A 13,502-nucleotide genomic window follows, 5' to 3' on the forward strand; every position below is an offset into this window, starting at 1 on the left:
AAGAAATTCCTCCTGTATTAGTGTGAGAGTCTTGGATCACATTCAGTGCAAATGAATGTGTGGTTATCAATTGCAGTCATTCTGTGCTGGTCGTGGTGCGGGCAGATGACAGTCATGCGATGGGCATTTGGTACTTTTCCTTCTGTGATACGTTCCAACACGAATTTTCCGCTTTTTTCTTCTCGTAAGCAGAAGTCAAAGTTCCCTTTCTTTTCTAATGAATCTTTATCAAACTGTCCGAAGGTATTGCGGTAGGCGTTTACTGTATTGCTCTTGTAGATAGGGAATACAAAATTGTTCATAGTGAAATCCTCCATTAAATCTTTTTTGAATCTGTGTTTGTAATAAGTTTCCAGTTCTGAGAAAGTGCTGAAATAATGTCCGTTTCCACGGTATTCCAAGCACCAGTGTTTGTCAGATGGAATGTGGCTTTGCATGATGACCACGGCATCTGATTGGTTCTGTGGAATGATTTTTCTGACCTCATATTTTACAAGGTCTAATCCATTCCATGTGAATATAATTTGGAATGAAAAGAAGCAGGACAATGGGAGATGAGACCCAATGCCCTGCTTCTGGGTTATTTGGAATGAACGGTAGTGTATTTCTGTTTTTTGCTTTTGGGTTTGTCTGGAAACATCATTTCAAGTTTACCAGAAGATAATAAAGGCTTAAACGATGATTATAAAGGATATAAGGAAGTGGCGACTCAGGAGGACTTCGACAAATTTTAACCAACTGGTAGATTTTGGAGTATGAACAATTTGTAAAATATTGATTTTGTATTGCTTTTGTCCGGACAAATGGATATAATATAGTTAGAAAAAACTCGAAAGGAGTGTTTACTATGGCAACAAAATCAGCAAATTTATACGCACGCATAGAGCCTGATGTAAAAGAGCAGGCAGAAGGAATCTTAGCAGCATTAGGAATTCCTGCATCCAATGCAATAAATATGTTTTACAAACAAATTATTCTTCAAAGAGGACTTCCTTTTGAAGTGAAAATGCCATCCGCTCGTCCTGTAGACGTTAGTGCATTATCAGAAGCACAGATGAATGCAGAACTAGAGAAAGGATATGCGGATATGCAGGCTGGTCGTACTAGATCTGCAAAATCTGTTTTTGCTGATATCCGCAAGGATTACAGTTTATGATTTATGATATCGAGATTTCAGATCAGGCCGAGATAGACCTTCGTGGAATCTTCGAATACATTGCTTTTGAACTGCAGGCACCAGAAAATGCAAGTGGTCAGCTTGATAGGCTTGAAGCATGTATTATGGATCTTGATCATATGCCGAAGAGATATCGACAATATGAGTTGGAACCATGGAAAAGTCGAGGGCTACGCGTAGCGCCAGTAGACAATTATCTTGTTCTATATATTCCGGATGATGATGCACAAGTGGTTACGATTATCCGTGTTATGTACGGTGGACGAGATGTGGATACGCAATTAAACAGATTTACAAAAACAAAATAATTTGAAAGCATCAATCAGAAATGGTTGGTGCTTTTTTCATGCCTGGAGAGATCTGGGCTTTTTTTATGCCCATTTTTACGGAAGGAGGTATCGGCCGTGGCTAACAGAATTATGGGTATTACTGTCGAGATTGGCGGAGATACCACCAAATTACAGACTGCCAAAGTAGTTTATGTTCGCAATCGTAACAAACGCAAGGAATATCTCTGCCTTATTTCCACGGACGTAAATCTGGATGAGAATGAAATCATCCGGGTCTACGGAAAACGTTGGGACATAGAGGTGTTCTTCAAGGTGTGCAAAAGCTACCTTAAGAGACCGTTTCAAGTTTTGTGTAAACGTTAAAAACTGATATAAGATTTGTGAATAGTTACAAATGGGCAGAGCCGATTTTCCGAGACTATGAAGAAAAGTCTGTAAATAAGATTCTTCTATGATAAGTAAGAGCGAATTGTTCATCTTGTGAGCTGTTCGCTCTTGCTTTATATATATCAGCTATAAATTTGCATGTCAAGAGCAGGCGAAAAATCCGCCTGTCTTAACCTGCCGTTGAATTCCTTATTCGGGCAAGCGTCCCTCATACATAATACTTAATTCTCCATATACCTGTGCCCAGTTCCGAATCGTTGTAGTCCATTTTTTCGTTGCTTCAAATGTAGCAAGGTATAAAGCCTTTAAAAGAGCTGTATCGCTGGGGAATACGCTTCTCTGACGGTTTAATTTACGGTAAGTAGAATTCAGTGATTCAATAGCATTGGTCGTGTAGATTACCTTTCTGACCGTCGCAGAGAACTTAAAAATGGGAGAAATTGCATCCCAGTTATCTTTCCAGCGTTTCATGGAATTCGGGTATTTCGGAGTCCATTTTTCGGTTACCCGATCCAGAGCAGCCAGGGCCTTTTTCTCGTCAGCAGCCTGATAGATTGTTTTCAGGTCTGTTGCAAAGGCTTTTGCATCATTATTTGAGGTATTTACGCTCTTTTGTATAAATCTGCAAGAATCTTCCTGTTTTACAATCCCTACAATTAATGGTAGAATAGATAGAAAATCAAAATCAGTCAAAGGAAAAGAAGCAGATATGAGTACAGATGCATGCCAAAATGTGGAATCAGCAGAAGAAAATGAAGTGCTACGTGCATGGAAGTTACACATGGAACAGGTGAAAAATCAACCGGAAAACCTGAATGTAGAATTGTTGTGGCAGGTGTTATGCGAACTTCAGAAGATTCCTTTTTACACGGTAAAGGGCATCCAATTTACTTATAGCATCCGGGGATATGAGATGTTTGTCGACCGAAAGGAAAAATCGATCACACAGGCAACGGTTTTGCTGTCGGCACAGCGCGTATTGGAAAAGCAAAATCAGGGAATTGCGATCACAGGACCGAAAAAAATAGGTACTTTTGGAGCAAGTTATCTGTACCCGATTTTCCGGCAGATTGGTTTGATATCAGTCGAGTAATTTCTCATCTATTGTACGAAGAGCACAGTAATAAATTTACTTTAACAAAGTGATGTTAATTCGACTTGAAGATATATAAGGAATATGATTGGAAAAATTTGGAGGAAGATGATACGTGAATAAAATAGATCCACAATCCTGGAAGGCGGATATGCCGGATTTCAGGGAAAAAACAAAAGCGTTTTACAATGGAGAAATGAGCAAAGGTGACTATAAAGGTTATTCCGGTCGTTATGGAAGTTATGCACAGAAAGGCGGAAAAGCAAGTATGCTCCGTCTTCGTATGACAGCTGGTCGTGTGACAAAGGAAAAACTTGCATTTATTGCAGAATCCATTCGAAAATATAATGTGAAAAAAGCACATTTTACAACTTGCGAGACGATTCAGCTGCATGATCTGCAGCAGGAAGAACTGTGTCAGATCATGGAAGATGCGCTAGATGTTGGAATTGTTACGATGGGCGGCGGTGGAGATTTTCCACGAAATGTTATGTGTTCTCCCCTGTCCGGTGTGGAAGCAGATGAGTATTTTGATGTGCGCCCGTGGGCGGAGGCAGCGGGTGAGTATCTGATGACTTTTATCAATGCGGAGAAAATGCCGCGTAAGTTGAAAGTATGTTTTTCTAATTCGCCGAAAAATATTCCACATGCAACGTACCGTGATCTTGGATTTGTGGCAACAAAAGAAGGAAAATTTGACGTATACAGCGCTGGTGGACTTGGCAATAATGCCAGATTTGGGGTAAAAGTTGCAGAAGCAGTTGATCCGGAGATGATTTTATATTACATCAAGGCGATGTGGCTGACGTTCCGTGCGCATGGAAATTATGAGAACCGTGGAAAAGCCAGAACACGATACATGCAGGAAATCTGTGGTGGCGCAGAGAATTATGCGAAAGCATATCAGGAAAAACTGGCAGAGGTGTTGGCTTCCGGAGAAAATCTGAAAATTTCTGTAGATCCGCAGCCGGTGAACAAAAAAGAGGACGGAGTACGCATTTCCGGAGCACGTATTTTACCACAGAAACAGAACGGATTGTATATCGTGATCTGGCATCCAATCGGAGGACAGCCGAAGGTGGAAGAACTGTGTGCACTTTCCGATGCGATTCAGGAGATGGAAGATGTGGAAATCCGTCTTGCACCGGATGAGACAGCATATATCATTAATCTGACTGGCTCAGAAGTGGGAAAAGTGCTGGATGCAACACCAAGTAGTGCAAATACAGTATTTGAGACAAGCGTCAGCTGCATTGGAGCATCGATTTGTCAGGTAGGACTGCGTGATTCTCAGGCACTTTTGCAGGCTTGTGTGGAAGCAGTTCGTGAAGCAGACATTCCAAACGGTGCGTTACCACAGATGCATATTTCCGGATGCCCGTCATCCTGTGGTACGCATCAGACTGGTGTAATTGGATTCCGCGGCGCGGTAAAACGTGTGGGTGATCAGCCGAAAAATGCATTTGTGCTGTTTGCAAATGGTGAGGAGCGTCAGGGTGAAGAACGTATGGGACGTGAGATTGGAACTATGGAAGAGTCAGTGATTCCACAGTTTTTGGTGGAACTTGGACAGACTGTGGCAGATTCTGGGATGGATTATCTGAACTGGGCGCAGAAAAATCCGGAAGGAATTGATAAAGTAGCAGAGAAATATCTGTAAGGAGGAAAACGCGATGGAGCGTCGGGATAAAATTAATTATTATCTGGATCTGGCTGAAATTGTGGGACAGCGCGGAACCTGTCTGCGCAGACATTATGGTGCCGTTATTGTAAAAAACGATGAAGTTATCTCCACCGGTTATGTGGGAGCACCAAGAGGCAGAAAGAACTGTTCTGATCTAGGTGTCTGTATCCGGCAGAAAATGAATGTGCCGAGAGGCGAGCGCTATGAGCTTTGCCGTAGTGTACATGCAGAGGCAAATGCGATCATCAGTGCATCCAGAGGAAAAATGATCGGAAGTACGTTGTATCTGGTTGGAAAAGAAGTGGATACCGGGGAATATGTAAAAAATTCCAACAGTTGTTCCATGTGCAAACGAATGATCATCAATGCCGGAATCGACCGGGTGTATATTCGAGATTCCAAGGATGAGTACCGTATGATTCAGGTGCAGCAGTGGATTGACGATGATGAATCTCTGGCAGGAACATTTGGATATTAGAGCAGATGATATACAAAAGTAAATAGATGAATAAAATCAGAGAAAATCACAGAAAAGCGCTATTTATACAGATAGAAAGTTAATGGCAACTAAGAAAAAACAATGCGAAGAAACTGAAATCGAAATTGAAATCAGGAGAAAAATAAGGCAGGTAAAAGAAACGTATGATACAGGATATTGCACCATTTCATTTTAATAACGAGTGGCATAAATTACAACCGGAGGAAAATGACTGGATCATCTGTATGCAGGAGCGGAAAATATTGCTGCGGGGAACAAAAGAAGATATATCTTTTCCACGTTATCATGAATTAAAGGAACAGGTGCAGAACGGAGACCGGTTTGTGTATCTGTTTGCAGTTGGTGAGGAACGATTTTTCCTGTATCAACAACATCAGTACAAAGAGCGGGAAGAACTCAATCTGATACATCTGGAACAGTCATATGTGAAAAAACAGTCAATGAAATTTGAGGAACAATTTTGTGCAAAAAAACAGCCAGAAAGTTCTGATAAGCAATCTGACACGGAAAAACAGCAGAAAGATTCTTCTGAACAGTTGGAGAAACAACCAGAATTTCACTACGAAACAACCAGATATTTACGTGGAGCAGCACCACAACATCTGTGTTATGCAGGATTAGTCGGCGCACAGTTAGCAGGCTGGTATGCAGCACACCGTTTTTGCGGTGGATGCGGAACCCGCATGATTCCGGATGAGCGGGAGCGGATGATGCGCTGTCCGGTTTGTGGCCAGATGGAATATCCAAAAATCTGTCCGTGCGTGATTGTTGGAGTGATGCACAAAGGGAAAATTCTGGTCAGCTGGTACAAAAATGGTTTCCGTGATCATTATGCGCTAATTGCCGGTTTTGCGGAGGTAGGTGAGACCATCGAAGAAACCGTTGCAAGAGAAGTGTATGAGGAGACGCATTTGCATGTGAAAAATCTGCGTTATTACAAAAGTCAGCCATGGCCTTATTCAGAAAGTCTTTTATTTGGATTTTTCTGTGAACTGGATGGAGAAGATCATATCATCATTCAGGAGGACGAACTTGCCATGGCAAAATGGGTGACACCGGAGGAAATTTTTGAGTCATCGGATAATTTTTCCCTGACAAATGAGATGATCTGTAAATTTAAAGAGGATATGACGGAGCACAAACAGCTTTGTTTTTAGAGTAGGAGTATAGAAAACAATATGATAAAACAGGAAAATCTGGCAATTGTAACATTGAAAAAAGGAGAAGGACGTACCATCAAAGCGGGAGGCGCATGGGTATTCAATAATGAAATTGAGACCATTACCGGACGTTTTCATAACGGAGATATCGTGCTGGTGCATGATTTTGACGGTTATCCGATGGGAAAAGGCTACATCAATCAGAATTCAAAAATCCGTGTGCGTCTTCTGACGAGACATGTGGATCAGGAGATTGATGAGGCATTTTTCGAGATGCGTCTGCAGAATGCATGGAATTACCGAAAAGATACAGTGGACACTTCATCCTGTCGTCTGGTGTTTGGTGAGGCAGATTTCCTGCCGGGAATCGTAATCGATAAATATGAAGATGTGCTGGTAATGGAGTGCCTGACTCTTGGCATGGAGCGGTATAAAGAACTTCTGGCAGATCTGATGAAACAGATTCTTGCAAAGGACGGCATTCAGATTCGTGGTGTTTATGAGCGAAGCGATGCGAAAGAGCGGGAAAAAGAAGGATTAAGCCGTGTAAAAGGTTTTATTGGAGAAGAATTTGATACCAATGTGAAAATCGTAGAAAACGGTGTGCGTTACATGGTGGATGTGGTAAATGGTCAGAAAACTGGATTTTTCTTAGACCAGAAATACAACCGTCTGGCAATTCAGAAATTGTGTAAAGGAAAACGTGTGCTGGATTGCTTTACACACATGGGAACCTTTGCACTGAATGCAGGAATAGCAGGAGCAAGCGAAGTAACCGGATTGGATATTTCTGAATTTGCGGTAGAACAGGCAACAGAAAATGCAAAACGCAATGGATTGAGTGACACAGTAAAATTCCGTGCGGCGAACGTACTAGATGAACTTCCGAAACTGGCAGCAGCCGGAGAAAAATACGACGTGGTAATTTTGGATCCGCCGGCATTTACCAAATCCCGTCAGGCAACAAAAAATGCCATCAAAGGTTACCGTGAGATCAATATGAAAGGTCTGAAACTGGTCAAAGATGGCGGTTATCTGGCAACCTGTTCCTGTTCTCATTTCATGACACAGGAGCTTCTGGCAAAGACCATCCGTGAGGCAGCACGTTCCACTCATAAGAGACTGCGTCAAGTGGAATTTCGGACACAGTCTGCGGATCATCCGATTTTATGGGCAGCAGATGAGTCCTATTACTTAAAGTTCTTCATTTTTCAGGTTGTGGATGAAAAATAGGAAGATAAAAAAGTTCGCAAAGCCTTGTATTTTTAAAGGGCACTGAAAAAGTCTAATTCTTCGAAAAAAGAATTAGACTTTTTCAGTGCCCTTTCAATATAGTGGTTCAGTGTGTTGTGGTCAAGTTTTTTTGTTTGATTTTTTCATCACTGGTTACTTTCCTTTTCCGTATACAAAGAAGTGATTTTGTATCTGCGTTTTAGAAAGATTTTATGTTTTTTTCATGGAAAAGACAAGGGTATATGTTACAATTATTATAAATATGGGGATTTCGAAGGTAAGGAGAATTATTCAAAAATGGATGAGAAAGTGAAAGTAACAGATACAGAACAAACAGATAAAAAAGTAAATGAAGATACAACTCTAAAAGAAAAATTGGTTGAGGCAGAGTGCATGGAAGCAGATATGCCGGAACAATCAGAGGAACAGGATGGGACAGGAGCGGAAGAAACCACAAGTTACCTGCCATTAGCAGCAGATCAGCTGGATCTGGCGAAACAATACAAACAGATGATGCTGTTTTATGAGGCCGGAATCCGTCAGCTGACGACAAAATTACAGATTTTGAACCGGGAATTTGAACAGAGCAATGACCGTAATCCGATTGAAAATATAAAAAGCCGTATTAAGTCAGCAGAAAGTATTGCAAAGAAGATGAAACGGAAAGGCTTACCGATGACGTTAAGCTGTCTGACGAACAATATTTATGATATTGCCGGAATCCGTGTGATCTGTCCGTTTATTACGGATGTATATGAGGTGGCGCGGATGTTGCTGAGTCAGACCGATGTGGAACTGGTACAGGTAAAGGACTATATTCGGGAGCCGAAGGAAAACGGTTACCGCAGTCTGCACCTGATCGTCAAGATTAATGTGTTCTTTTCCGATGGGATGCGGCAGGTACCGGTGGAAGTACAGATGCGAACCATTGCGATGAATTTCTGGGCAAGTACGGAGCATCAGCTTCGTTATAAAAAGGACAAAGTCATTACATCGGAAATGCATGCACGTTTGAAAAAATGTGCCGATATTATGGCAGATGCAGATTATCAGATGCAGAAACTGGCGGAGGAAATTCATTTTTAGGAAAAATTTCCATAAGAAAATAATACGAGGATGAATGTATACAGATAGAAACTTGCAGAAGAAATCTATTTCTGATATGATGTGCGTCGGTATATGAAAAGTATTTATAAGTGCAGTAAGTAAAAGAACAGCAGTTAAAGAAAAAACTACTGCATATTTACTGTAAACTGGGAGAATTTGAGATAGATTTATGAGTGAAAAAAACAAAGAAAAAAAATTGTCAGGCGGAAATCATACTGTGCAAAAGCGTGGCAATGACAATAAGAAAAAAGAAGGTACAGCCTGCAAGGTTGCAAAAAAATGTGGTGGATGCCAGTATCAGGGCGTTCCCTACGAAAAGCAGTTAAGTGAGAAACAGAAAGCAGTCCGTCAGTTAATGCAGCCGTTTTGTAAGACTGCGGAGATTACAGGAATGCAAGATCCGTATCATTATAGAAATAAAGTGCATGCCGTGTTTGCACGGAAAAAAGATGGTACGATCATTTCCGGCGTTTACGAGGAGGGCACACATCGGGTCGTTCCGGTGGAAGCCTGTCAGATTGAGGATGAAAAAGCAGATGCCATTATCAATGACATCCGTGGACTTTTAAAATCTTTTAAGATAAAAACCTATAATGAAGATACCGGTTACGGTTTGCTGCGTCATGTGCTGATCCGCCGCGGATTTACCACAGGTGAGATCATGGTCGTTCTGGTGCTTGGCTCTCCGGTGATGCCGTCCAAAAATAATTTTGTCAAGGCATTGCGGAAACTGCATCCGGAAATTACAACGGTTGTGCTGAATGTGAATGACAAACGTACGAGCATGGTGCTTGGTGACCGTGAGACAACGATTTACGGAAAAGGCTATATTGAGGACGTGTTGTGTGGACTGACCTTCCGTATTTCTTCCAAGTCTTTTTATCAGATCAATCCGGTTCAGACGGAGAAACTGTATGGAAAAGCAATGGAGCTTGCCGGACTGACAGGTAAAGAACGTGTCATTGATGCGTATTGCGGTATTGGAACCATTGGTATGGTCGCTGCAAAATCTGCAAAAGAAGTGATCGGTGTAGAACTGAATCCGGATGCAGTGCGAGATGCCATCAAAAATGCAAAACGTAACCAGATGAAAAATATCCGTTTTTATCAGGATGATGCCGGACGGTTTATGGAGAAAATGGCGGCAAAGGGCGAAAAGGCAGATGTCGTGTTTATGGACCCGCCAAGAAGCGGCAGTACGGAGCAGTTTATGAAATCAGCTGTAACGCTGGCACCGCAGAAAATTGTGTATATTTCCTGTGATCCGCAGACGCAGGCGCGGGATTTGAAATATTTGACAAAACATAGTTATAAAGCAATGGGGGCGTATCCGTATGATATGTTTCCGTTTACAAAGCATGCAGAAAATATCGTGTTGTTAGTGAAACAGAATTAAATTTGAGTAAAAGAGATATCCGGAAGAACAGATGATGCGTGTATTTTACAGTAAGGATTGCGAGATTATTTACAGATTGTAGCAAAGAAAAACCTGTAATATATGCATGTTATGAGATAAAAATGGGAGATTTGAGTCTTGGCAAAAGAGAATTATATGATTAACAGGAAAAAAAGAATTCTGTTTTACATATTGATGGCAGCTGTTTTATGCTGGTTTGTTGTGTTGCAGATTTTTGGAACAAATGAGCGGGATAAAAAGACGATTGAGCAAAATATTCTTTATCAGGGCACGTTTGTCTGGGAAAAATCAGACGGAAGCCGGGAGCAGATCGAAGTTCCGGGCAGATATGAACTGTCGGCGAAAGAGACGATGGTTCTGGTAACGCAATTGCCAGAAGATTATGACGAAAAAGCATTGGCGATCCGTTCCTCACTGCAGGAAGTCCGATTTTACGTTGATGGCGTATTGCGGGCTGAATATGACACGTCAGATACGAGATTAGCAGGCAAGAATTCTGCCAGTCGTTATGTGTTCTGCCCGACCACGGAAGCTGACGTAGGAAAAGAAGTCCGGATTGAGTTAAAGACAAATACAGCAAAATATTCCGGTGTGGTAAATGAGGTTTACTGTGGAGATAAGGCAGAAATATGGGAATATATTTTTGCTGAACACGGACTGGAGACGGTGATCGCGTTTTTCATCCTGTTTGCAGGCATTGTTACTGTCATTTTCAGTATTGCGCTGGGGGTGGTATATCGTACGAAGTTTGATATGGAATATCTTGGCTGGTGTATGATCATGGCAGCAGGCTGGATGGTTGGAGAATCAAAACTTCGTCAGGTTCTGGTACCAAATGCAACGGTGTTAGCAACGCTGTGTTTTGTTATGATCATGCTTGGACCGTTGCCGATTATTTATTACATAGACAGTATGCAAAGTGGTCGTCACCAGAAACTGTTCTGGATTGCAGAGGCGGCTGCCATAGTTAATTTTGCAGTATGTACGATTTTGCATCTGAGCGGTGCGAAGGATTATATAGAGACACTTCCGATTGCACATGTGATTCTGGCAGTTACGTTAGTATTGATTCTTGGTACAGTATTTTATGATATGTACCACGGCTATATTACACAAAACAGATTTATGGTGGTGGGCTTGCTGATTGCGGTCGTTTCGGTTGTGGTGGAATCCATATCTGCGTATTTTGTAATTTCTATTTCCGGTATTTTTATGGGAATCGGTATGATCGTGCTGCTGTTTTTCAGTTTGGTCAGAACAATCCGAAATTTACAGAAGATGGAAAGTCGCCGACAGCGGCAGGAAATGAGAAAGCGCAGAAAGCAGATGGAAACCATGTCTCTGCAAATGATGCAGACCTTGTCTACCACGATCGAGGCGAAGGACGAATATACCAGAGGGCATTCTCACCGGGTGGCTGAGTATGCGGTTCTGATCGCAAAGGAACTTGGCTGGAGTCAAAAGGATATTTCAAATTTGCGGAATGCGGCACATCTGCATGATATTGGTAAAATTGGTATTCCGGATACGATTTTGAATAAGCCAACGAAGCTGACAGAAGAAGAATATGCGGTTATCAAAGAGCATACTGTGATCGGGGCGGAAATTCTGAAAAATATCAGATTGATCGATCATGTGACAGAGGTGGCACGAAGCCATCATGAACGGTATGATGGCACCGGGTATCCGGATGGATTAAAAGGGGAGGAAATCCCAATCCATGCAAGGATCATTGCGGTGGCAGATAGTTATGATGCGATGCAGTCCCGTAGAATTTATCGAAATCCGCTGGGAACAGCGGTTATTTATAATGAGATTTTGAATAACCGTGGAACACAGTTTGATCCGGAGATTGCAGATGTGTTTTTGAAACTTCTGGATGAAAACCGGCTGGTGATTAATGCGGATTATAAAGGAATCGAGGATGAATATGCCCTGCCGGCAGTGGAGAGTGAAATTGAAAAATTTATTTCCAATGTTATGACTACCATGCGGACGCAGGAGGACAGTGAGGGCTTTGACTTCTTAACGGGTCTTCCAATGCGGAATCGTGGAGAAAAACTGGCAGCGCAGTTTATGCAGCAGGACGATGGATATCTTGTTTTCCTGGATATGGATAATCTGAAAAAAATCAATGATATCTATGGACACAAAGCCGGTGACCGAGCACTGAAATTGCTTGGTTCGCTGTTGTTAGAATTTGCACAGCATTCTGTGGTCTGCCGTCTGGGTGGGGATGAATTTCTGATGTTTGTTCCGAATGTTTCGAAGGAAAAGATTTCGGAAATTGTCCGTAGTATTCTGCAAAAATTTGAGGAACAGAAAGAGGAAGATATGGAGATCCGCCACGCGTCAATTTCTGCTGGAATCTGTGAAACGACAAAGGGAGCATCTTTTGAGGAGTGCTACACCAAGGCGGATAAGGCATTGTATTATGTAAAACAGAATGGTAAAGGTGATTTCTTCTTCTATCAGCAGATGGAGCAGGAGCAGAAGACGGATCAGGGAACAGGAAGAGATCTGGCAATGATTATAAAAGCATTGCGGGAGAGCGGCAATTATACCGGTGCACTGGATCTGGATTACCGTGAATTTGCGAAAATTTATGAATATATGAATCATTTAGGTGAGCGTTACAAATATCACTGCTATCTGGTGATGGTTACGATGGATACGACACCGGATTATGTGATGTATATCGAAAATATTGAGCGGGCGCTTGAGAGTATGGAACAAGCGATTCGGCAGACAATCCGAAAAGTGGATATTTGTACCCGCTACAGTTCCATGCAGTATCTGATCATTTTGTTTGAGGCAGATGAGACAAAGATTCCAAAAGTTATGGATCGAATCTTTACACAGTATTATAAACAGTACGATAAGAGTAATTTTATTCCGAAGTATGAGTACATTCTGATAATGGAAGAAAAAGAGGAGCAGTGATCATACCACTGCCTCTTTTTTGTGTGTTACGGGAAAATCAAAATGGAAAAATACTGTGAAGGTAAACTGCAATACCATCGTGGTCGTTGTCTTTTGTGAGAGCGAAGCCTTTTTCTTTTATGTCTTCCGGGGCATTTCCCATGAGGATTCCACGACCGGCGGTATGTAACATTTCCACATCGTTGTAATTATCACCGAATGCCAGAGTGTGTTCTGTTGCAATCTGTTTTGTGATTTTCATTCATAATCAGTGCGCCGTTACATCCGATGATATTGCAGGAGAGATGAATCCGGTCGAGAATCGGCTGAAGGCAGAGCGAATTTCGGGCGGAAATCAGGGAAAATTGGATGCCGTGTTGTATCGCTGAACGGATGACTTCCTGTGTTTTTGGGGAAACATGATGTTCGGAGGTTAAAAAGGTTCCGTCAATGTCACTGAAAATGGCTTCACAGGTAAATGGGGTGTTCATCTCAGTCTGAGTTGAGACTCCCACTTCTGCAAGTGGTGAGTA

Annotated in this window: 13 protein-coding genes and 3 pseudogenes; 11 read left to right on the forward strand and 5 right to left on the reverse strand. The window is 41.9% G+C overall.

Features of this window, described 5'->3' with window-relative positions; all coding sequences use genetic code 11:
* Nucleotides 1-17: 17 nt before the first annotated feature.
* The gene (locus LG34_RS08835) at nucleotides 18-302 is read right to left on the reverse strand and encodes a hypothetical protein (protein ID WP_109215756.1); all 285 of its coding nucleotides are present in this window, start codon (nucleotides 300-302) and stop codon (nucleotides 18-20) included.
* Nucleotides 303-580: 278 nt separating this feature from the next.
* Nucleotides 581-664 (reverse strand): annotated as a pseudogene (locus LG34_RS17355) (Fic family protein); the annotation flags it as partial.
* Between the two features lie 183 nt (nucleotides 665-847).
* On the opposite strand from LG34_RS17355, the gene LG34_RS08840 reads away from it, so the two are divergent.
* The 3 genes and pseudogenes from LG34_RS08840 to LG34_RS08850 form a co-directional block, all read left to right on the forward strand.
* The gene (locus tag LG34_RS08840; RefSeq protein WP_109215757.1) at nucleotides 848-1,156 is read left to right on the forward strand and encodes a type II toxin-antitoxin system RelB/DinJ family antitoxin; all 309 of its coding nucleotides are present in this window, start codon (nucleotides 848-850) and stop codon (nucleotides 1,154-1,156) included.
* A complete protein-coding gene (locus tag LG34_RS08845; RefSeq protein ID WP_109215758.1) occupies nucleotides 1,153-1,485 on the forward strand; it encodes a type II toxin-antitoxin system RelE/ParE family toxin in 333 nt (110 codons plus the stop codon). The genes LG34_RS08840 and LG34_RS08845 overlap by 4 nt, the downstream gene beginning before the upstream one ends.
* Nucleotides 1,486-1,641: 156 nt before the next feature.
* Nucleotides 1,642-1,797, forward strand: a pseudogene (locus LG34_RS08850) (IS4 family transposase); the annotation flags it as partial.
* A gap of 246 nt (nucleotides 1,798-2,043) precedes the next feature.
* Here the strand turns inward: LG34_RS08850 and LG34_RS08855 are convergent.
* Nucleotides 2,044-2,442: pseudogene (locus LG34_RS08855) on the reverse strand (transposase); the annotation flags it as partial.
* Nucleotides 2,443-2,563: 121 nt separating this feature from the next.
* Between LG34_RS08855 and LG34_RS08860 the strand changes: the two are divergent.
* From LG34_RS08860 to LG34_RS08895, 8 genes are all read left to right on the forward strand, one after another.
* A complete protein-coding gene (locus LG34_RS08860; RefSeq protein WP_109215759.1) occupies nucleotides 2,564-2,947 on the forward strand; it encodes a hypothetical protein in 384 nt (127 codons plus the stop codon).
* Nucleotides 2,948-3,062: 115 nt separating this feature from the next.
* On the forward strand, nucleotides 3,063-4,607 hold the full coding sequence (locus LG34_RS08865) for a nitrite/sulfite reductase (protein WP_109215760.1): 1,545 nt from the start codon (nucleotides 3,063-3,065) through the stop codon (nucleotides 4,605-4,607).
* Nucleotides 4,608-4,620: 13 nt separating this feature from the next.
* Nucleotides 4,621-5,109 (forward strand): deoxycytidylate deaminase, encoded by a 489-nt coding sequence (locus tag LG34_RS08870; protein ID WP_109215761.1) that lies wholly within the window; start codon nucleotides 4,621-4,623, stop codon nucleotides 5,107-5,109.
* A gap of 164 nt (nucleotides 5,110-5,273) precedes the next feature.
* A complete protein-coding gene (gene nudC, locus LG34_RS08875; RefSeq protein WP_109215762.1) occupies nucleotides 5,274-6,287 on the forward strand; it encodes an NAD(+) diphosphatase in 1,014 nt (337 codons plus the stop codon).
* Nucleotides 6,288-6,308: 21 nt separating this feature from the next.
* Nucleotides 6,309-7,523, forward strand: a complete 1,215-nt coding sequence (locus LG34_RS08880) for a class I SAM-dependent rRNA methyltransferase (protein WP_109215763.1) — start codon at nucleotides 6,309-6,311, stop codon at nucleotides 7,521-7,523.
* 297 nt (nucleotides 7,524-7,820) lie between these two features.
* Nucleotides 7,821-8,609 (forward strand): GTP pyrophosphokinase, encoded by a 789-nt coding sequence (locus LG34_RS08885; protein ID WP_242979847.1) that lies wholly within the window; start codon nucleotides 7,821-7,823, stop codon nucleotides 8,607-8,609.
* A gap of 190 nt (nucleotides 8,610-8,799) precedes the next feature.
* Nucleotides 8,800-10,026 (forward strand): 23S rRNA (uracil(1939)-C(5))-methyltransferase RlmD, encoded by a 1,227-nt coding sequence (gene rlmD / locus LG34_RS08890; RefSeq protein ID WP_109215764.1) that lies wholly within the window; start codon nucleotides 8,800-8,802, stop codon nucleotides 10,024-10,026.
* Between the two features lie 138 nt (nucleotides 10,027-10,164).
* Nucleotides 10,165-12,990: an HD domain-containing phosphohydrolase gene (locus tag LG34_RS08895; protein WP_242979848.1), complete on the forward strand. Its 2,826-nt coding sequence runs from the start codon at nucleotides 10,165-10,167 to the stop codon at nucleotides 12,988-12,990.
* 37 nt (nucleotides 12,991-13,027) lie between these two features.
* On the opposite strand, the gene LG34_RS16935 is transcribed toward LG34_RS08895, so the two are convergent.
* Together LG34_RS16935 and LG34_RS17485 are read right to left on the reverse strand one after the other, a co-directional pair.
* Nucleotides 13,028-13,231 (reverse strand): HAD family hydrolase, encoded by a 204-nt coding sequence (locus tag LG34_RS16935; RefSeq protein ID WP_207657026.1) that lies wholly within the window; start codon nucleotides 13,229-13,231, stop codon nucleotides 13,028-13,030.
* Nucleotides 13,182-13,460: an HAD family hydrolase gene (locus tag LG34_RS17485; RefSeq protein WP_431602608.1), complete on the reverse strand. Its 279-nt coding sequence runs from the start codon at nucleotides 13,458-13,460 to the stop codon at nucleotides 13,182-13,184. Before LG34_RS17485 ends, LG34_RS16935 begins: the two co-directional genes overlap by 50 nt.
* Nucleotides 13,461-13,502 lie beyond the last annotated feature (42 nt).

This window comes from Eubacterium ramulus (assembly GCF_003122485.1).
Lineage (GTDB): Bacteria > Bacillota > Clostridia > Lachnospirales > Lachnospiraceae > Eubacterium_I > Eubacterium_I ramulus_A.

Coding starts and splice junctions, on each gene's coding strand:
- LG34_RS08835 (WP_109215756.1), bottom strand. CDS start 302: ATGAACAATTTTGTATTCCCTATCTACAAGAGCAATACAGTAAACGCC.
- LG34_RS08840 (WP_109215757.1), top strand. CDS start 848: ATGGCAACAAAATCAGCAAATTTATACGCACGCATAGAGCCTGATGTA.
- LG34_RS08845 (WP_109215758.1), top strand. CDS start 1,153: ATGATTTATGATATCGAGATTTCAGATCAGGCCGAGATAGACCTTCGT.
- LG34_RS08860 (WP_109215759.1), top strand. CDS start 2,564: ATGAGTACAGATGCATGCCAAAATGTGGAATCAGCAGAAGAAAATGAA.
- LG34_RS08870 (WP_109215761.1), top strand. CDS start 4,621: ATGGAGCGTCGGGATAAAATTAATTATTATCTGGATCTGGCTGAAATT.
- nudC (WP_109215762.1), top strand. CDS start 5,274: ATGATACAGGATATTGCACCATTTCATTTTAATAACGAGTGGCATAAA.
- LG34_RS08880 (WP_109215763.1), top strand. CDS start 6,309: ATGATAAAACAGGAAAATCTGGCAATTGTAACATTGAAAAAAGGAGAA.
- LG34_RS08885 (WP_242979847.1), top strand. CDS start 7,821: ATGGATGAGAAAGTGAAAGTAACAGATACAGAACAAACAGATAAAAAA.
- rlmD (WP_109215764.1), top strand. CDS start 8,800: ATGAGTGAAAAAAACAAAGAAAAAAAATTGTCAGGCGGAAATCATACT.
- LG34_RS16935 (WP_207657026.1), bottom strand. CDS start 13,231: ATGAAAATCACAAAACAGATTGCAACAGAACACACTCTGGCATTCGGT.
- LG34_RS17485 (WP_431602608.1), bottom strand. CDS start 13,460: ATGAACACCCCATTTACCTGTGAAGCCATTTTCAGTGACATTGACGGA.